This window comes from Pseudoalteromonas ostreae, assembly GCF_018069805.1.
Taxonomy (GTDB): Bacteria; Pseudomonadota; Gammaproteobacteria; order Enterobacterales; family Alteromonadaceae; genus Pseudoalteromonas; species Pseudoalteromonas ostreae.
On record NZ_JAGPYN010000016.1, the window covers coordinates 56,554 to 74,678 of the forward strand.

Annotated in this window: 18 protein-coding genes; 9 read left to right on the forward strand and 9 right to left on the reverse strand. The window is 41.0% G+C overall.

Annotated elements, in window-relative coordinates; translation table 11 throughout:
* Position 1: 1 nt before the first annotated feature.
* From J7338_RS13905 to J7338_RS13915, 3 genes are read left to right on the forward strand one after another with little or no spacing between them, the layout of a single operon-like run.
* Positions 2 to 1,042 (forward strand): type IV pilus twitching motility protein PilT, encoded by a 1,041-nt coding sequence (locus J7338_RS13905; protein ID WP_210797611.1) that lies wholly within the window; start codon positions 2 to 4, stop codon positions 1,040 to 1,042.
* 19 nt (positions 1,043 to 1,061) lie between these two features.
* Positions 1,062 to 2,192 (forward strand): PilT/PilU family type 4a pilus ATPase, encoded by a 1,131-nt coding sequence (locus tag J7338_RS13910; protein ID WP_210797612.1) that lies wholly within the window; start codon positions 1,062 to 1,064, stop codon positions 2,190 to 2,192.
* Between the two features lies 1 nt (position 2,193).
* Positions 2,194 to 3,120 (forward strand): hypothetical protein, encoded by a 927-nt coding sequence (locus tag J7338_RS13915; RefSeq protein WP_215909092.1) that lies wholly within the window; start codon positions 2,194 to 2,196, stop codon positions 3,118 to 3,120.
* Here J7338_RS13915 and ruvX read toward each other — a convergent pair.
* The 6 genes from ruvX to J7338_RS13945 form a co-directional block, all read right to left on the reverse strand.
* Positions 3,083 to 3,529 (reverse strand): Holliday junction resolvase RuvX, encoded by a 447-nt coding sequence (gene ruvX, locus J7338_RS13920; protein ID WP_210797613.1) that lies wholly within the window; start codon positions 3,527 to 3,529, stop codon positions 3,083 to 3,085. The two genes, J7338_RS13915 and ruvX, sit on opposite strands and share 38 nt — an antisense overlap.
* A 34-nt stretch (positions 3,530 to 3,563) precedes the next feature.
* Positions 3,564 to 4,121, reverse strand: coding sequence for a YqgE/AlgH family protein (locus tag J7338_RS13925; RefSeq protein WP_210797614.1), 558 nt, complete (start codon positions 4,119 to 4,121; stop codon positions 3,564 to 3,566).
* A 27-nt stretch (positions 4,122 to 4,148) separates the two neighbouring features.
* A complete protein-coding gene (gshB, locus tag J7338_RS13930; RefSeq protein ID WP_210797615.1) occupies positions 4,149 to 5,102 on the reverse strand; it encodes a glutathione synthase in 954 nt (317 codons plus the stop codon).
* A 54-nt stretch (positions 5,103 to 5,156) separates the two neighbouring features.
* Positions 5,157 to 5,891: a 16S rRNA (uracil(1498)-N(3))-methyltransferase gene (gene rsmE, locus J7338_RS13935; protein ID WP_210797616.1), complete on the reverse strand. Its 735-nt coding sequence runs from the start codon at positions 5,889 to 5,891 to the stop codon at positions 5,157 to 5,159.
* Positions 5,892 to 5,996: 105 nt separating this feature from the next.
* Positions 5,997 to 6,470: a hypothetical protein gene (locus J7338_RS13940; RefSeq protein WP_210797617.1), complete on the reverse strand. Its 474-nt coding sequence runs from the start codon at positions 6,468 to 6,470 to the stop codon at positions 5,997 to 5,999.
* Between the two features lie 30 nt (positions 6,471 to 6,500).
* Complete coding sequence (locus J7338_RS13945) at positions 6,501 to 7,394, reverse strand: DUF350 domain-containing protein (RefSeq protein WP_210797618.1); 894 nt, start codon at positions 7,392 to 7,394, stop codon at positions 6,501 to 6,503.
* Positions 7,395 to 7,467: 73 nt separating this feature from the next.
* Between J7338_RS13945 and glnE the strand changes: the two genes are divergently transcribed.
* Complete coding sequence (gene glnE, locus J7338_RS13950; RefSeq protein ID WP_210797619.1) at positions 7,468 to 10,266, forward strand: bifunctional [glutamate--ammonia ligase]-adenylyl-L-tyrosine phosphorylase/[glutamate--ammonia-ligase] adenylyltransferase; 2,799 nt, start codon at positions 7,468 to 7,470, stop codon at positions 10,264 to 10,266.
* Here glnE and J7338_RS13955 read toward each other — a convergent pair.
* From J7338_RS13955 to tolC, 3 genes are all read right to left on the reverse strand, one after another.
* A complete protein-coding gene (locus J7338_RS13955; protein WP_210797620.1) occupies positions 10,263 to 10,835 on the reverse strand; it encodes a TcpQ domain-containing protein in 573 nt (190 codons plus the stop codon). The two genes, glnE and J7338_RS13955, sit on opposite strands and share 4 nt — an antisense overlap.
* 54 nt (positions 10,836 to 10,889) lie before the next feature.
* Positions 10,890 to 11,816: an LpxL/LpxP family Kdo(2)-lipid IV(A) lauroyl/palmitoleoyl acyltransferase gene (lpxL, locus tag J7338_RS13960; RefSeq protein WP_210797621.1), complete on the reverse strand. Its 927-nt coding sequence runs from the start codon at positions 11,814 to 11,816 to the stop codon at positions 10,890 to 10,892.
* A gap of 105 nt (positions 11,817 to 11,921) precedes the next feature.
* On the reverse strand, positions 11,922 to 13,265 hold the full coding sequence (gene tolC / locus J7338_RS13965; RefSeq protein WP_210797622.1) for an outer membrane channel protein TolC: 1,344 nt from the start codon (positions 13,263 to 13,265) through the stop codon (positions 11,922 to 11,924).
* A 440-nt stretch (positions 13,266 to 13,705) separates the two neighbouring features.
* Between tolC and J7338_RS13970 the strand changes: the two genes are divergently transcribed.
* From J7338_RS13970 to parE, 5 genes are read left to right on the forward strand one after another with little or no spacing between them, the layout of a single operon-like run.
* Positions 13,706 to 14,332: an NUDIX domain-containing protein gene (locus J7338_RS13970; protein ID WP_210797623.1), complete on the forward strand. Its 627-nt coding sequence runs from the start codon at positions 13,706 to 13,708 to the stop codon at positions 14,330 to 14,332.
* Between the two features lie 44 nt (positions 14,333 to 14,376).
* Positions 14,377 to 14,835, forward strand: coding sequence for a DUF1249 domain-containing protein (locus J7338_RS13975; RefSeq protein WP_210797624.1), 459 nt, complete (start codon positions 14,377 to 14,379; stop codon positions 14,833 to 14,835).
* A complete protein-coding gene (locus tag J7338_RS13980; protein WP_210797667.1) occupies positions 14,822 to 15,613 on the forward strand; it encodes a metallophosphoesterase in 792 nt (263 codons plus the stop codon). Before J7338_RS13975 ends, J7338_RS13980 begins: the two co-directional genes overlap by 14 nt.
* Positions 15,598 to 16,158, forward strand: coding sequence for a YqiA/YcfP family alpha/beta fold hydrolase (locus J7338_RS13985; protein WP_210797625.1), 561 nt, complete (start codon positions 15,598 to 15,600; stop codon positions 16,156 to 16,158). Before J7338_RS13980 ends, J7338_RS13985 begins: the two co-directional genes overlap by 16 nt.
* A gap of 31 nt (positions 16,159 to 16,189) precedes the next feature.
* Positions 16,190 to 18,079 (forward strand): DNA topoisomerase IV subunit B, encoded by a 1,890-nt coding sequence (parE, locus tag J7338_RS13990; protein ID WP_210797626.1) that lies wholly within the window; start codon positions 16,190 to 16,192, stop codon positions 18,077 to 18,079.
* Positions 18,080 to 18,125: the final 46 nt, after the last annotated feature.

An 18,125-nucleotide genomic window follows, 5' to 3' on the forward strand; every position in this document is an offset into this window, starting at 1 on the left:
AATGGATATTACCGAATTGTTGGCCTTTAGTGTGCAGCACAAAGCATCAGATTTACACTTATCATCAGGGGTTGCGCCAATGATCCGTGTTGATGGTGATGTGCGACGTATTAATATACCAGCGCTGGAAAACAAAGATGTTAACAGCCTAGTTTACGATATTATGAACGATAATCAACGTAAGGACTACGAACAAAACCTAGAAGTGGATTTTTCGTTTGAAGTGCCAAACTTAGCGCGTTTTCGTGTTAATGCCTTTAACTCTAATCGAGGCCCAGCTGCTGTATTTCGTACCATTCCTAGTGAAGTGCTGACACTTGATGATTTAGGTGCGCCAGATATATTTAAAACAATCTCAGATACGCCGCGTGGTTTAGTGTTGGTAACAGGACCTACAGGCTCTGGTAAATCGACCACATTGGCTGCGATGGTGGATCATATAAATCAACATAAGCATCATCATATTTTAACCATTGAAGACCCTATTGAGTTTGTGCACGACAATAAGCTATCGTTGATTAATCAACGTGAAGTGCATCGCGATACGCATAGTTTTTCTAATGCACTACGCAGTGCTTTACGTGAAGATCCAGACGTGATCTTGGTTGGTGAGTTGCGTGATTTAGAAACTATTCGCCTAGCTATGACCGCAGCTGAAACCGGCCATTTAGTATTTGGTACTTTGCATACCACCTCTGCGCCAAAAACCATTGACCGTATTATCGATGTATTCCCTGGAGAAGAAAAAAGCATGATCCGCTCTATGCTTTCAGAATCATTGCGTGCGGTAATTTCACAAACCCTGTTGAAAAAAATTGGTGGTGGGCGGGTCGCCGCCCATGAAATTATGATTGCAGTGCCTGCGATCAGAAACTTGATCCGCGAAGATAAAATTGCACAAATGTATTCGTCGATTCAAACTGGTGCATCGCACGGCATGCAAACCATGGATCAATGTTTAACCAATTTAGTTAACCACGGTGTAGTTACCAATGCCGAGGCGCGCGCTAAAGCACAAGATAAAAATACTTTCGGCAGTTAGGCCCGAGTAAGGATCTGTAATGACACATTCTCTTGATTACTTTTTACATTTAATGATTGAAAAGCAAGGTTCGGATTTATTTGTATCAAGCCAATTGCCGGTCAGCGCAAAGATTAATGGCGAACTGATAGCATTGGGCGACGACAAAATATCAGACGAGCAGTCGCTGCAGTTAGTTGAATCAGCGATGAGCGAAAAACAAAAAGCAGAGTTTCATAATACCAAAGAATGTAACTTTGCGATTGCCACCGAGGAAGGGCGCTTTAGGATCTCGGCATTTTGGCAACGTGACTGTGCGGGTATGGTTATTCGCCGTATTGTTACGCAAATTCCTGATGTTGCTGAGCTTGGTCTACCTTCGACATTGACCGATGTGATCATGGCTAAACGTGGTTTAGTGCTGTTTGTCGGTGGTACTGGCACAGGTAAATCAACGTCGTTAGCTGCATTGTTGGGTTACCGTAACCGTAATCAACGCGGCCATATTTTGACCATCGAAGATCCGATTGAATTTGTTCATGAACATCGCAAAAGTATTATTACTCAGCGTGAAGTTGGCTTAGATACGGAAAGTTTTGAAGCGGCGTTAAAAAGCTCATTACGCCAAGCGCCCGATGTAATTTTAATTGGTGAAATACGTTCGCAAGAGACCATGGAATACGCACTTAGTTTTGCTGAAACAGGTCATTTATGTGTTGCTACTTTGCATGCCAATAACGCTAACCAAGCAATTGACCGTATTATGCATTTAGTGCCTAAAGAAAAGCACGATAAGCTTAAATATGATCTATCTTTAAATCTACGCGCGATCATTGCCCAGCAGTTAGTGCCTACCGCAGATGGCAATGGCCGTGTCGCTGCTATCGAAATTTTGTTAAACACCCCAATTGTTGGCGAACTTATCAAAAAAGGGGATATTGGCGGTATTAAAGAAGCGATGGCTAAAGCGAAAGACATGGGGATGCAAACCTTTGATCAGGCGCTCTTTGAGCTTTATAAACAGCAGCGAATTAACTATGCTGATGCATTACATTATGCTGATTCACCAAATGATTTACGTTTGATGATTAAGCTGAGAAATAACGAGCAGCAAGGAGCTGGTTTTTTACAGGGAGTGACCATTGACGGGTTAGAGCCTAAAGGTCAATAAAATGAAAAAAAGCATTAAATGGTTACTCATAACAGTTGGTTTTTATGTTGTTAGTGGATCATTTTTTGCTTTCGCTACTGAGCAGCCAAGTGCAGAACAATCGGTTGCTATTTTTATCCGAGATGATGTGTATCACGACTACAGGCGCTTTTTAGCGGGTAGGCAGCCACAAAATATTACTGATTTCAGTGGCCAGTTTATTCGCCGTGATGTTGTTGATATGATCATCGCGCAGCAAGCTTTGTATTTAGGCGGTTTTGATAAAACCTTTAATTATCAAATTGGTAAAATTAACTTTCGCAATACCAAACTGTTAGAGCAAGGAGAGTTGCTGATAAGTTTTGATACGTATTGGTACGAAGACGCTAAGTTACAGGTAGATAAACTACATATAAGTGATGCGGTGATCCGGAAAGGTGAGTATTTTGCGGGTATTTTTGCATCCCCAAAAAATAAAAAAGTATTTAATCTACGTAACTTATCCGATTTTAATCAGCTCACCAGCGTTTCTACACCACGCTGGCGCACAGATTGGAAAACCTTATCACAATTGCCATTAAAAAATTTAGTTGCAGAAGATGAATGGCTGAGCCAAGCTAGGATGGTGTCAATGCAATGGATTGATTTTATGCTGATGCCATTGATGCCGCAGGTGAATAACCAATATGTACTTGAAGATATTCTGTTAACTGCAGTACCTAATGTACTGGTTTTGCTCGATGATAGTCGTCACTTTGTGATATCAAAACATCATCCTGACGGTAATCGCGCATTTAAAGCATTACAAAAGGGTTTAACACTATTACGTAAGCAAGGCGCGATAGAAAAAGCCTACCGTCAGGCAGGACTTATTCCTGACCTGACAGAACAGTTGATCATTAACCTACCATTTACCCGTAAGCTTGTTCAAAGAAGCTTTCCAAAATAATAACAGCCGACATATTATCAACATTGCCTTTGCCTAAGTTGCGGTAACCGCCTTGCTCAAATAATCGTGCTTTTGCATCTGCGGTGGTTAAACGCTCGTCTTGAGTCTCTACAGGTAGTCCATAGTGGTTATGTAATCGGTTGGCAAACTTCTTGGCTTTAAAAGTCACTTCTTGATTACTGCCGTCCATATTGAGCGGTAAACCAACAACCAGTAAATCAGGCTGCCATTCATCGACATGCTGTTTAATAAAATCCCAATTTGGTATGCCATCTTTTGCTTTAATCGCAGTTAAACTCGATGCAGTACCCGTTAACTCCTGGCCAATCGCAACGCCAATGCTGGTGGTGCCAAAATCAAAGCCCATTACGGTACGTTCACCTTTGGGCTTGAGTTGTTTTTTCGTCATGTTATCTCTGTGCGTAAATAGGTGGTGACCACGCTTATGCGTGGCCAGCTTCTGAACTTAATTGGCTAATATCAAATCCGAGTGTCGCGACTGCTTTTTCCCAGCGCTGCTCAATCGGTGTGTTAAAAATAATATCAGGATCGGCTTTTATAATTAGCCAGGAGTTTTCAAGTAGCTCTTGTTCTAGTTGGCCTTGTTCCCAACCAGAATAACCAAGTGTAATAATAAATTGCTCTGGTGCTTGAGCGGTGGTTAAACTTGCCAACACATCTTTAGACGTAGTGATCATAATTTCGCTGCTGAGCTCTTGGCTTGCGCTATAACCGGATTTTGGTGAATGCAGTACAAAACCACGATCCGTTTTTACAGGCCCCCCAGCAAACACGGCCACACTGGCGGCTTGGGTTGATTTGTCGTTATCAATCTCTATTTTGTCGAGTAAATCACCGACAGTAATATTGATAGGCTGATTGATCACCAGCCCCATAGCCCCGTCTTCATTGTGCTCACAAATATACGCGACAGCACGTTTAAAAAAAGGGTCTTGCATTGATGGCATTGCGATTAAAAAATGATTTTCTAATGATTGCATAACGATACCCCTTTATTGTTAGTAAATTTAAGTATGGCTCAGTTTTCTTTCTATGGCATCAAATAAGCGCCCAGTAATTGAAATATCATAAGCGGCTTCAATTTCTTTTACGCAGGTAGGTGCTGTTACGTTAATTTCTGTTAATTTATCACCAATAATATCTAGGCCAACAAAAATCAGCCCTTTGGCTTTTAATGTCGGTGCCACGGCTTCGGCAATTCTACGATCTGAATCACTAATTGGGCGTGCTTCACCACGACCACCAACGGCTAAATTACCGCGCGTTTCACCATTTTGAGGGATACGGGCTAGGCAATATGGGATCACTTCACCATCAATGACCAATACGCGTTTATCGCCTTGTTTGATCTCTGGGATATAGTTTTGTGCCATGGCGAAACGGCTACCATGCTCGGTTAGCGTTTCACAAATAACCCCAATATTAGCGTCATTTTCAGTAACCCTGAAAATAGATGCGCCACCCATGCCATCTAAAGGCTTTAGAATGATATCTTTATGTTCAGCCAAAAATGCGCGGATCTGATGCTTACAACGGGTTACTAACGTATCAGGTGTGTGCTCACTAAACCATGCAGTGAATAACTTTTCGTTCGCATCACGCAGGCTTTGTGGCTTATTAATAATAAGTGTACCTTCAAGCTCGGCGCGTTCTAAAATATAAGTAGCGTAAATATATTCAGTATCAAATGGCGGATCTTTACGCATTAAAATAACATCTAAATCAGCAAGTGCGATACTGGCTTTTTCTTCAAGCTCATACCAATGGTTTGTATCGTCGAACACGGTTGTTTTTGCGGCTGTGGCATACGCTTTGCCTTTACGTAATGAAAGATCATTCATTTCCATGTAGTAAATTTCATAGCCTCGGCTTTGGGCTTGCATCATCATTGCAAAACCGGTGTCTTTTTTGATATTGAATCCGCTGATCGGATCTGAAATTATACCTAACTTAATTGCCATGTTCGTTGCCTTACTGAATCTGTTGCTATTGATATGAGGGTGGTTTTACTAATTTCAATTAGCTAAATCGCCAAATTGTAGCTGTAGTGCACTTAAGACCGTCAAAGCGGCAGTTTCGGTACGTAGCACGCGTGGCCCTATACGGATATCAACAAATTTTTGTTGTTTGGTTTGTGCAATTTCATCATCAGTGAAGCCACCTTCAGGACCAACTAAAAACCGCACGCCAGCGCTAGGTACTTTGATTGTCTTGATACTGTGCTCTGCACGAGGGTGTAGGGTAAGCTTAATTTCATCACTGCTTTGTGCAAGCCATTGGCTGATGTCAATTGGTGGATGAATGGTGGTGATCCGATTACGACCAGATTGCTCTGCTGCAGCAATCGCTATTTTTTGCCATTGCAGGTGTTTTTTTGCAAGTCGCTCGGCGCTTAATTTAACCCCGCAACGCTGGCTAAAAATAGGGGTAATTTCAGTGATCCCTAATTCAACAGACTTTTGAATGGTAAAGTCCATTTTATCACCACGAGAAATCCCTTGGCCTAGATGAATGCTCAGCGGTGATTCAACATCTTTGTTATTAAATTCAAGCGGCATTGCAATGACTGACTTTTTCCCCACTTCAATAAGTTCACAAAGATATTCGCCGCCTTGACCATTAAACAACGAAATATGTTCACCGGCTCTCATTCGTAATACGCGACCAATGTGGCCTGCTGCATCATCCTCTAACTGAAGTGCAGTGGCAATTACAATAGGGCTTGCTTGATAAATATGAGGAACTCTCATGATGACCTTCAACAAAAATAGCTAATATTGTTATGGTATGTAAGTCATCTCTTAGGTGCAAATACTTATTGTGAGTCAGTGATAATTAGTTCAACTTTATTTTGACTAGTTATTAAGCTTTTCACATAAAGCTTCTAAATTTTGTGGTGTTTCGGCTATTTCGGTTTGGCATGACAAGTGGTTGTTTTGTGCTATATCCGTGATTGGCTCAAACAGGTATCCATTATCAACTTCTTTTATTAAAAATCGTACAGAATGTAATGAATTGAATATAAATCGTTGCTTATCATCAGCTAATAAATAGTCCGTTTGATTGTATAGGACACCGGCAATATCATGATGTTCATGTAAATAGCTTGCCAGTTCTGATACGCTAATTTCATTGCTAAAGTCACAGTAGCAATAATCTTTAATCAATTGATCAAACATTAATTTAACCAACTGACGAGTATTTGCGCCAGCAACAACAAGAGTACTTGGGCTGGTTCCGTGTGGCTGAGCGAAATAGTGTTCAGTGAATTGTCGGCTGAATTCACTGTCGTTATCGATCAGTAGGTAGTTATTTACTTCAAACGGCATAGGGCCCCACGTATTACGTTATTTTCAATATTAAATTGAAAACATACTTATTAGTAAATAGCCTATAGCACTGAAAACAGCAAATTCAATGCAAGCTATTCCAATATTATCCTGATGATCAATTTCAAGCGCAGTATCAATGTTTGGTAGTGAGATGAACTTGATTATAGTTGTTAATAGATACAGTAATAACCACATAGTGCCGCAATGTAAAGCTAATGTGAATAAATTTTCAACCATTTTACCACTGTGAAAAGTGGCACTGGCAAGACCTGCATAAATAGCTAATGCAAGGCCTATGGATTTACCGGCATAACGAATGCCAATAGAGGTATTTTCTAAATTAAAGTTACTTTGTAATGATGCACCTTGATTGGCGCGAGCAAAGCGATATTCACGGAATTTACTGTCTAAGGCAAAAATAGTCTGCAGTAAAAAAAAGCTAACAAAGGCAATTAGTAAGCTGCTAAACCCTTGGGTATGAGACCAGCTGTATAGCCCTAATGTAATAATACAGTTAGCGATCAACATGCCTGAATCTACCAAAGCGGCACAGACATTTTGTTTTAGTATGGCGGCTTCTTCATTAAAGCGGTGCAAGATCCACTTGCGGTGGATCAAGTGGCCTACTTTAATAAAAGTAAACAACAGTACTATCAGCACTATCATCTTAAGCGGGTTTGATTGGGCTGCGTTGATATTAATTTCATCAAATAAAAATGCTACAGTCGCGACCACCACACTGATTTCTGATGCAAAACTAATTCCTAGAGCAAAATTGTCATGTTGAGCAAGCTCTTCTTTTAATGCTTGTTTAGCTTTGAGTTGACTTACGACACGCAAACAAATAACAGCTAAACAAATAACCATAAAACAGATAGCAATCGCGAGTAAACTAGTGTTAGATAAAGATAAATATGACATTGAGAACCTAGGGGGGTTATTATTATGTTAACTATTCTAGTACGGTTACGACTGATATAAAAGAGAGTATTTGATGACACCAGGCGAACAACTCCCAACACCACTGCACGCACTAGGCCGCGAACGTTTTGTTCAGTTATATCCAGAGCTTCCTGCTAATGAATTAATTATTAATCTATTAGGCTTGAGTGACTTTGCTTGGCGTTGCCTACAATCTCAGCCGCAATTAATTGAAATGTTGCTCAGTGATACGCAAATGAGTTTACGTGATAGTCCCAATCCATTTCAAGGCTTAAATTTGGCCGAAGTGGACGAAGCGCAGTGTCATAAAATTTTACGTCGTTACCGGGAACGCTATTGGCTAAAAGTAGCGTGTTTAGATTTGTGTTTTCGCAATGATATAGCCGATAGTATTGGCTATATCTCGGCTTTAGCCGATCAGCTAATTGATAGTGCCAATAACTGGGCATTTGCCCAAGTTACTCAGATTAATGGGCAACCATTCGATGAGCAACAACAGCCACTGTCGATGTTGGTATTAGGAATGGGTAAGTTAGGTGGCCAAGAACTTAACTATTCGTCAGATATTGATTTAATTTTTTCTTATCCGCGTAGTGTAAAAACTCAAGGTGGGCGGCGCTCTTTAGAAGCGCAAGTGTTTTACACTAAAGTGGCACAAAAGCTGATTGCCGCACTTAACCAAACAACGGTTGATGGCCAAGTCTTTAGGGTCGATATGCGGCTGCGGCCTTTTGGTGAAAGTGGCCCCTTGGTGATGAGTTTTAATGCCATGGAAGATTATTACCAAGATCAAGGCCGTGAGTGGGAGCGCTATGCGATGCTCAAAGGGCGTTTAATTGGCCCACAAACGTGCTACTGCAATGAATTTTATCAGTTATTAAAGCCTTTTGTGTATCGTCGCTATATTGATTTTTCTGTGATTGATTCGCTGCGTAAAATGAAGCAAATGATAGCTCAAGAAGTACGTCGTAAGCGCTTAACCAACAATATAAAATTAGGCGCTGGTGGGATCCGTGAAGTTGAGTTTGTAGTGCAAGCATTGCAAATGGTACGAGGTGGGCGTGAAGCCAATTTACAAACACAATCATTACAAAAAGCGTTAGCTGAATTAGAGAATATTCAAGTTATTGGCGCAGATGAAGCAAAGCTATTACGCCACAATTATTTATTTTTAAGGCAAGTTGAGCAATATTTGCAGATTTTTGCAGATCAACAAACGCAAACATTGCCAGATGATGCTCTGAACCAACAACGGTTAAATTACCTGTTAGAGCAGAGTGACTTCAGCGCATCTTTAGTCCAAATAAATGACATTATGGTCGGCATACACAGTGAATTTGAACAAGTTATTGGTTATGAAAGTGAGCCTGTCGATCCTTGCGAAAGTGCTTTTATAAGTGTATGGGAACACACCGATATTAGTGTTTTAACCGATCCAAATGATGCATGGCAAATGCCATTAGAAGACTTTAAAGCCCGCTTAACGAAAACTAAAATTGGTCATCGTGGCCGCGATATTCTCGATAAACTCATGCCGTTAATGCTAAAGCAACTGTCAGACAGTCAAGCAAGTGGTGATGTATTTAGTATGATCTGCCAAGTATTAAGCAAGGTTATTTCGCGAACCGCCTATTTAGAGTTGCTGTTTGAAAACCAAGGCGCGTTAAAACAGCTTGTTTCGTTGTGTTGTCATAGTAAATGGATTGGTGAGCATATTTCGCGTTACCCGATTTTACTTGATGAGCTTATCGATCCTGCGGTGCTGTATAAGCCTACACCACTGACAGCATATAAAGACGAAATACGACAGTATTTTTTACGTATTGATAGTGCAGACTTAGAACAGCAAATGGAAGCACTGCGTCAGTTTAAACAAACCCATCAACTACGCATTGCTGCCGCTGATGCAACCGGTGTGTTAGATGTAATGAAAGTAAGCGATCATTTAACAGCATTAGCCGAAGCGATAGTTGAGCAAGCGGTGAACCTTGCTTGGCAGCAAATGGCGCAGCGTTTTGGTATTCCGCCCAATACTGATGAAGAGCACAAGGGCTTTGCCGTAATAGCGTATGGTAAAACTGGTGGTTTCGAAGTGGGTTATGATTCTGATCTCGATTTAGTCTTTGTACATAATAGTGATGGCTCAGAGCAAACTAATGGCACTAAAGCGATTGATTCACGGCAGTTTTATTTAAAATTAGCACAGCGACTAATGCATTTATTTAATACTCGTACGGCGTCGGGCATTTTATATGAACTAGATACGCGGTTACGCCCAGAAGGTGCCTCAGGGTTAATGGCAATCAATCTTGAGAGCTTTAACCACTATCAGCAAACGCAAGCTTGGACATGGGAACATCAAGCGCTAGTGCGTTCCCGGATGATTTTAGGGCAGTTAGAGTTGCAGCAGCGCTTTGCGCAAATTCGCTTAGGCATTTTGTGCCAGCAGCGCGACCCGCAAAAGCTTAAAGACGATGTGATCACCATGCGTGAAAAAATGCGCACACATTTAGCGAAGGGCAACGATATTGAGTTTGATTTAAAACAAGATACTGGCGGCATTGCTGATATTGAGTTTCTGACTCAATATTTAGTGCTTGATAACGCTTATAGCTTGGAGCAACTAACTACTTACTCAGACAACGTAAGGATTTTAACCGATGCAGCAAGGCTTGGTTGTATTAGTGATGAGATCAAGCAAGGGCTTATTACAGCCTATATTGATTATCGCTCGCGTTATCATGTGCTGAGCTTAGATCAGCAGGGACGTTGTGTAACAAAAGCTGAATTTGCGAAAGACATCGCATTTGTTACACAAGCATGGCAGCAGATATTTGAGTTAAGCGCTTAACTTTTTAGACGCTTACAGTTTTCGCGCACATATTCAGAGGGCAGCTCGGTGATCACGGCTGCTCGCTGTTTAAAACAAAAGAAGGTATAAACTTCGTTTTCAAAGTCATCATTGATCGCCCGGCCAACTTGATAAAGTGTTGAATTAAAACTGCTATCCACTCTAAAGTGTTCTTTTATCACATAGTCTTTACTTAAATACCAATATAGAACGATATCTTCATCGTGTGCGTAGTCAGTTAACACCTTTTTTAAAGTCGAGCCATTTTCAAAGCGTCTCGGCATTAATTCCCCTGTCCAATTTGGTGAGGATGGTTCAACAACTTTAGCGCGCTCGGTTAGCGCCGCATCTATATTTATATCCGGATTAGCTAATTTAAGTACGTATTTATCGCGTTCATTACTTTTATTTACCTGATTGCGTAAGGATGAATAAAAACGTGATAAACCTTGTGCTGCGGCATTTTTAGTCTCTTTCATGTCTATGACTGGACCATGGCCTAATAAAAAATAAATCGCTGCGGCTATCAAAATGGCAGCTAATGATAAATGCTTAACCCAAAACCACATGGTTCATACTCTTATGTTTATATTCATTAATAAAAGCATATTACAGCGGCGTTGTCACTGGTAATAAGAGGGGGCGTTCTCATCAGGCCTAGTTTTAAAGCGTCGATGAACCCACATATATTGTTCTGGTGCGACATTAATAGCTTCTTCAATGCGCTGATTTACACGAGTCACATCGGCGAGGTTATCGCCAGATGGAAAGTTTTCAAGCATGGGGCGTACTTCTAAATGATATTTTCCCTGTTCGTCACGTCGACTTATAAGACTGACGGTTTCACAGTGTTTACTGGTTGCAAATAGCAAAGTCCCCGTAGTCGTTGCGGTATCTTGAACTGCAAAAAAAGGTGCAAACTCGCAGCGTTGGCGGCCATAATCTTGGTCGGGTAAGTAATAACATAATTTTTTATTTTTCAAGGCGTTGAGTAGGCCTTTAACATCGCGTTTGCCAACCACAAATTCATTTGAACGTAAACGTCCATTGGTAATAAAATACTCCATTAGCGGATTATTATGGGGGCGGTAAAAACCGATACCTTGATAGTGTAGCCCCATGACACGGCTTGCCATTTCAAGATGCAGTATATGCGGGACTATCATTAGAATCCCTTTACCAGATTGTTGTATTTGCTCAAAGTATTCAAGCCCTTTAACCGAGCCGTAAACTTTTTTTACACGCCAATCAGGCCACCACCATGACATGGCTGTTTCAATCATACCTACACCGGTATTTTCTAAGTTAGAAAGTACTAATGCTTGTTGCTCGGCTGCGGGCATATCTGGAAAGCAGCGTTTAATATTGACTTCAGCGATATGGCGGCGACTTTTCATAAAGCGATGGACTAAACGACCTAGCAGTCGGCCCAAGGCAAGTTGTAATTTCTGCGGTAGCCAAGAAATTATATATAAAATAAATACGCCAAACCAAGTAAACCAATAACGAGGGCCCAAGAAAGACCATTTAAATGGGGAGTTGTTGACCACAGAAGTATCTCATATGCAAAAGAAGCTAGTTTAACTGGATGAATAAAAAAACACAAAAAAGCCAGCAAGTTGCTGGCTTTTAAATGAGGCACGTAAAGCCTATCCCTATTGGGTTTCTTTTAAACCTTGGTTGATGGCTTGTAAATCATTACTTGTTAACGTGCCCGCAGCTTGTTTTAGGCGCAGCGTTGATACAACGTAGCGATAACGTACATCGGCAAGGTTACGTTTGGCGTTAAATAAGTTTTGTGTACTTACCAATACGTCAACAATAGTTCGAGTACCTACTTCAAAACCAGCTTCAGTGGCTTTTAATGCGCTTTGTGCAGAAACTACGGCTTGTTCAAGCGCTTTAAAAGTCGCAATATCTGATACCACTTGATTATAAGAGGTGATCACCGATCGGGTTACGCCACGTAATGAAGCTTCTAAGTCTTCGCTTGCCGCAACATAAAATGCACGAGCTTGTTCGGTTGCTGCTGTCGTTGCTCCACCTGAGTATAGTGGCACACTGAAATTAAGGCCAACACTGGTACTATCACCTCTAGGGCTTGCTGTGTTGCTATTGCTATCAGCTAGTGAGTCACCGTAGCTGGCATTTAAAGTCAGCTTAGGGTAGTGGCCCGCTTGCGCTAAATCAATTTGATCTTTAGCGATATCAACTGTTACTTTAGATACCTGCAGAGTTAAATTATTTTGTTCTGCAAGCTTAATGTAATCAGGTGATTTTTTTGTCGGTTGAACGGTAGAGAAAGTTTCTGTGTTCAACATATCTAACTTAGCGTGATACTTACCAGTGATTTCGCGAAGCTGCTCTCGGGCTGTTTCAACACTATTTTTAGCCACAATTTCGCGGGCAACCGAGTTATCATATTGTGCTTGCGCTTCATGTACATCGGTAATTGCCGTTAGTCCTACAGCATAACGTTGCTTGGTTTGCTCAAGTTGACGTTCAATGGCGCGTTTTTCCGATTGTACAAATTCTAAGTTATCAATTGAGCTTAATACGTTGAAATAGCCATCAGCAACACGAACAATGAGATCTTGCTTGGCAAAGTCATATTGAGCAGTTGCTTGCAACGCTTGTTTGTCTGCAATACCGAGTGAATTCCATGCACCTAAATCAAACAGTGGTTGGCTAAGGCTAAGGCCACGGCTGAATGTATCGGAATCGCTATCTACTTTGGTATAACCTGCCGCATCAGTACCATTAAACGATGTGCTATCGGTTTTTTCATACCCCATAGAAAAACCGATTTGTGGTAATAATGCGCTCATTGCACGGTCACTGTTATAAGCTTGTGCATTTGCTTGGGCTTTTGCTTTTAAAACAGTAGGATCGTTAGCTGTGGCAATTTCATAAACTTGTAATAAGTCTTCAGCATTTGACGCTGTGGCGGTTAATGCGCAAGATATACCAATCAGCGCAGCAAGAATGTTTTTTTTCATTATTCGTTCAGTCCTTAGACAATTTACGTTCTAAAAGCATGGTAACCTGTTTTACTTAAGAACAAAAAAAAATTTGCGTAAAACAGCGTAAACAAGTGTAACAGAATATATACCCAAACCACCTCAAGATGCGAGTTTCAGTTGGAATTAAAAGCGATTTAGGCAAGGCATTGATTGTAAGTTATAGTGGTTCTATTATTAAAATCAATAACGCAGTATAAATCGCTTTTAAACCAACCCCCTGGGCGTTTCACAGGCACTTACTCTCATCGTTGTTACTTCTTAAAAGGGACTGCCATTGTTGCAAAGTAACGCCTTGATATTAAGCCCCTGTGAAACGCTGGATTCTGCATTTTGAGGTGGTTTGGGTATAATCCCCGGACATGATAGTAAGTATCTAGGTTTAAATTCAAGTAAAAGCATGTGTAATAGGAAACTTCATGGCTGATGACAAACTCACAAAATTTACTAAGCAAGACGTTATAATAGCTCCAATAAAAGCACTTTATAACGGCTTCTTTAAGATTAACTTATATCAGTTTGAACATGCATTATTTGCGGGAGGGCAATCAGCAACGATCCGCCGTGAAATACTCGAACGCGGTGACGCTGTTGCTGTTTTACCGTATGATCCAATATCAGACAGTGTCTTGCTGATAGAACAAATACGTATTGGCGCGATAAAAAGTAAACAGTCACCTTGGTTATTAGAATGTATAGCAGGTATGACCGATGGCAGCACTAATTATGAAGATGTCGCTAGGCGAGAAGCATTTGAAGAAGCGGGCTTAGTACTGAGCGAATTAGAATTTATGCTATCGTACCTGTCAAGCCCAGGAGGGACCACTGAGCGGTTATATCTTTATCTTGCAAAAACCGATTTAAGTCAGCTGCAAAGTGGCGTGTATGGACTTGCAACGGAAGGTGAAGATATTAAAACGCATATTCTCAGTTTTGATGATGCAATGGGGCGTTTAGCAACCGGTGAGATAGATAATGCAGCCTCGGTGATTTCATTGCAGTGGTTAGCACTTAATCGCGAACGTATAATTAATCAGCGCAGCTAAAATAGTAATAGACTACCCTTAACCTCTAACTTTATGGCGGTAACGTGACAGCACTTGCAGTGAAACAACGATATATTCAGAGTCTTCCTAAATACTTGACGTTATGTGAGCATAACTACTTACGTGCTTTAAAATTGTTGCCCAATGAGCGCAAAGAAGGCAATACACGGCAAGTACAATTGGCTAATAACCAGTTTGTAATTAAGGTGGATGGCTGTGCTAAATACACAATGGATATTTCAATAACGCAATTAACCGGTATGTTAAAAGGGTTTAATCCGCTGTTTTTAACTGTGCGCTTGTATCATGATGCAAAAGTTGCTGAAATAATTCACCATGATTACCATCAAAGGATCAAACCTTCATATGGTTACCCTAATCCGAAAATGCATCAAAAAGATGAAAAATATCAACTCAATGCATTTTTGTATGATTGGTTAGTGGCATGTGTTGAAAGTGGCCGTGCGGTACTTAACTGGGATATAAATGATGGCTTGGTTTAATGAGTCTGCGCAGTTCAATAATACTCAGCTGCGCTTAGCGCATATTACCGATTGTCACTTATTTGCAGACCCACAAGGAGAGTATTTCGCGGTCAATACCGCTGAGCACTTTTCTCGCGCACTTGCAGATATGGCAAAACAGTCACTAGACGCCATAATCTTTGGTGGCGATTTAACCCAAGATCACAGTTTCGCTTCATATTTATTGTTTGCTCAGCTGATTGCCGATTCAGCGCTTACTTGCCCTGTTTTTTGGCTGCCAGGTAATCATGATGATATCAGTGCAATGCAGCGTATTTCTGGTGGTCAAATCAATAGCGCAAAGCGATTAATTGCCGATGGCTTTGAAGTGTTGCTAATTAGCTCTAAAGGGCCAACACCAGCAGGTTGGGTAAGCGAAGCAGATTTAAATGAACTCGCTGATTTATTAGCGACTTCACAGTTGCCGAGCGTGGCTTTTTGCCACCATAACCCATTACCTATTAATGGTTACCTAGACAAGCATATGCTCGAAAATGGCCCGCAATTACTTAATGTATTGCATAATAGCGCGCTAGTAAGGCAGTTATTTCATGGTCATGTTCACAATGACTATCAATTTAAATTCAGAAGTATTGAGATTTTTGCTACGCCAGCAAGCTCAGTACAGTTTACTAAATACACCGATGACTGGCAGCAGCATAATGCGGGGCCTGGTTATCGATTGTTGACAATATCAAAGCCAGTAAACAGTGAAAAACTATTAATTAACTCGGAATTGATGTGGCCCAACGAGTAATTTATATTCATGGTTTTAATAGCAGCGAATACTCATTTAAAGCTGTCCGCTTTGGTGAGTATATGGCACACTATGACGTTGATTATTGTGTGCCACGGCTAAGCCATGAACCGTTTCATGCGGTAATTCAAATTGAACAATTATTAACGCCAAATACTGTATTACTTGGCAGTTCTTTAGGTGGTTTTTATGCCACCTATTTATCGCAAAAATATCAGTTACCAGCAGTGGTTATAAACCCTGCGGTTAAGCCTTATTTATTATTGAGTTCTTTGTTAGGGCCGAACTATAATCCCTATCAGGATAGCCATTACGAGCTCAACAATAGTCATATTAACGCGTTAAAATCACTGTCGATATCCTGCTTAGAGCGTCCATCTCTACTGTACTTATTACAGCAAACGGGTGACGAAGTACTGGATTATCAACAGGCCGTAAAATATTATTCACAATGCAAGCAACAGATAGAATTTGGTGGTGATCATAGCTTTATTGGCTTTGAAGACTCCATTGCACGTATTGTAGATTTTCTTAAAATCACGTAAAACATAGCTAAGCGCATAAAAGATAAACACTATGAGTCAGCAAAATTATAACGCCGAAGCCATTGAAGTATTAAATGGGTTAGAACCTGTTAAACGCCGCCCTGGTATGTACACCGACACCACCCGTCCTAATCACTTAGGGCAAGAGGTTATAGATAACAGTGTTGATGAAGCCATGGCCGGACATGCCACTAGAATTGATGTCATTTTGCATGAAGATAACTCGCTAGAAGTCAGCGATGATGGCCGTGGTATGCCTATAGATATTCACCCAGAAGAAGGTATTCCTGGGGTTGAATTGATTTTTACCAAGCTGCATGCTGGTGGTAAGTTCTCTAATAAAAACTACCAATTTTCAGGTGGTTTACACGGAGTAGGGATCTCCGTGGTTAATGCATTATCAACACGTGTTGAAGTGGTTGTGCGCCGCGATGCACAACAATACATGATGGCGTTTGAAAATGGTGATAAAGTTGAAGATCTTCATGTTATAGGCACCGTAGGTAAACGTAATACAGGTACAACTGTACGTTTTTGGCCAGATGTAAGCTACTTTGATTCAGCTAATTTTTCATTACTTAAACTGCATCATTTACTTAAAGCCAAAGCGGTATTGTGCCCAGGTTTACGTATTAAGTTTACCAACAAGCAAACCAAAGAAACCCAAGAATGGTATTACGAAACGGGTTTAAAAGATTACTTAAACGAAGCCGTTAAAGGTTACGAAGTACTGCCAAAAGACCCATTTACCGGTGAGTTTTCAAGTTCAACGGAAGGTGCCGATTGGGCGGTTGTGTGGTTACCTGAAGGCGGTGAATCGATAGCTGAAAGTTATGTTAACTTAATACCAACTGCGCAAGGCGGTACTCACGTAAATGGTCTGCGTCAAGGGTTACTCGAAGCAATGCGTGAGTTTTGCGAATTTCGCAATTTATTGCCGCGTGGCGTTAAGCTCACCCCCGATGACATTTGGGAACGGTGTAGCTACGTTTTATCAGTGAAAATGCAAGATCCACAATTTGCCGGTCAAACCAAAGAGAAATTATCATCTCGTTCGTGCTCGGCATTTGTATCTGGAGTGGTAAAAGATGCATTCAGTCTATGGTTAAATGAGCACACCGATACTGCTGAGTTACTGTCAGAGTTATGTATTTCTAATGCGCAAAAACGTCTTCGCGCTGCCAAAAAAGTGGTACGTAAGCGTGTTACCGCAGGTCCAGCATTACCGGGTAAGTTAACTGATTGTAGCGCTGCAGATAACGACCGTACGGAGCTATTTTTAGTTGAAGGTGACTCAGCTGGTGGCTCAGCTAAACAAGCGCGTGATCGTGAGTTTCAGGCAATAATGCCACTACGCGGTAAAATTTTGAATACGTGGGAAGTTGAATCAGGGCAAATTTTAGCGTCACAAGAGGTACATGATATTTCTGTGGCGCTGGGCATTGACCCTGACTCAACTGATATCTCTTCGTTACGCTATAATAAAATTTGTATCTTAGCGGATGCTGACTCTGATGGGCTGCATATTGCGACTTTATTGTGTGCACTATTTGTTCGTCATTTTCCAACGTTGGTGAAAACGGGTCACGTATATGTAGCTATGCCGCCGTTGTTTAGAATCGACATTGGTAAAGATGTTTATTATGCCCTTGATGAAGATGAAAAGTCCGGCATTCTAGCGCGTATTGAAGCAGAGAAAAAACGCGGTAAAGTCAATGTACAGCGTTTCAAAGGCTTGGGTGAAATGAACCCATTGCAACTACGCGAAACGACCATGGATCCTAATACTCGTCGCTTAGTTCAGCTAACCTTAGAGGATGAAGTTGAAACTATGGAAATGATGGATATGTTGCTGGCTAAAAAGCGCTCATCAGATCGTCGTCAATGGCTAGAAGATCATGGTAACCGTGCTCAAGTGTGATTTTTAAAAGTTTTTTGATAAAGCGGATAGAGTGTTATATGCAGCG

What these genes read in the sequence shown, in the direction of transcription:
- J7338_RS13905 (WP_210797611.1), top strand. Translation starts at nt 2, where the DNA reads ATGGATATTACCGAATTGTTGGCCTTTAGTGTGCAGCACAAAGCATCA.
- J7338_RS13910 (WP_210797612.1), top strand. Translation starts at nt 1,062, where the DNA reads ATGACACATTCTCTTGATTACTTTTTACATTTAATGATTGAAAAGCAA.
- J7338_RS13915 (WP_215909092.1), top strand. Translation starts at nt 2,194, where the DNA reads ATGAAAAAAAGCATTAAATGGTTACTCATAACAGTTGGTTTTTATGTT.
- ruvX (WP_210797613.1), bottom strand. Translation starts at nt 3,529, where the DNA reads ATGACGAAAAAACAACTCAAGCCCAAAGGTGAACGTACCGTAATGGGC.
- J7338_RS13925 (WP_210797614.1), bottom strand. Translation starts at nt 4,121, where the DNA reads ATGCAATCATTAGAAAATCATTTTTTAATCGCAATGCCATCAATGCAA.
- gshB (WP_210797615.1), bottom strand. Translation starts at nt 5,102, where the DNA reads ATGGCAATTAAGTTAGGTATAATTTCAGATCCGATCAGCGGATTCAAT.
- rsmE (WP_210797616.1), bottom strand. Translation starts at nt 5,891, where the DNA reads ATGAGAGTTCCTCATATTTATCAAGCAAGCCCTATTGTAATTGCCACT.
- J7338_RS13940 (WP_210797617.1), bottom strand. Translation starts at nt 6,470, where the DNA reads ATGCCGTTTGAAGTAAATAACTACCTACTGATCGATAACGACAGTGAA.
- J7338_RS13945 (WP_210797618.1), bottom strand. Translation starts at nt 7,394, where the DNA reads ATGTCATATTTATCTTTATCTAACACTAGTTTACTCGCGATTGCTATC.
- glnE (WP_210797619.1), top strand. Translation starts at nt 7,468, where the DNA reads ATGACACCAGGCGAACAACTCCCAACACCACTGCACGCACTAGGCCGC.
- J7338_RS13955 (WP_210797620.1), bottom strand. Translation starts at nt 10,835, where the DNA reads ATGTGGTTTTGGGTTAAGCATTTATCATTAGCTGCCATTTTGATAGCC.
- tolC (WP_210797622.1), bottom strand. Translation starts at nt 13,265, where the DNA reads ATGAAAAAAAACATTCTTGCTGCGCTGATTGGTATATCTTGCGCATTA.
- J7338_RS13970 (WP_210797623.1), top strand. Translation starts at nt 13,706, where the DNA reads ATGGCTGATGACAAACTCACAAAATTTACTAAGCAAGACGTTATAATA.
- J7338_RS13980 (WP_210797667.1), top strand. Translation starts at nt 14,822, where the DNA reads ATGGCTTGGTTTAATGAGTCTGCGCAGTTCAATAATACTCAGCTGCGC.
- parE (WP_210797626.1), top strand. Translation starts at nt 16,190, where the DNA reads ATGAGTCAGCAAAATTATAACGCCGAAGCCATTGAAGTATTAAATGGG.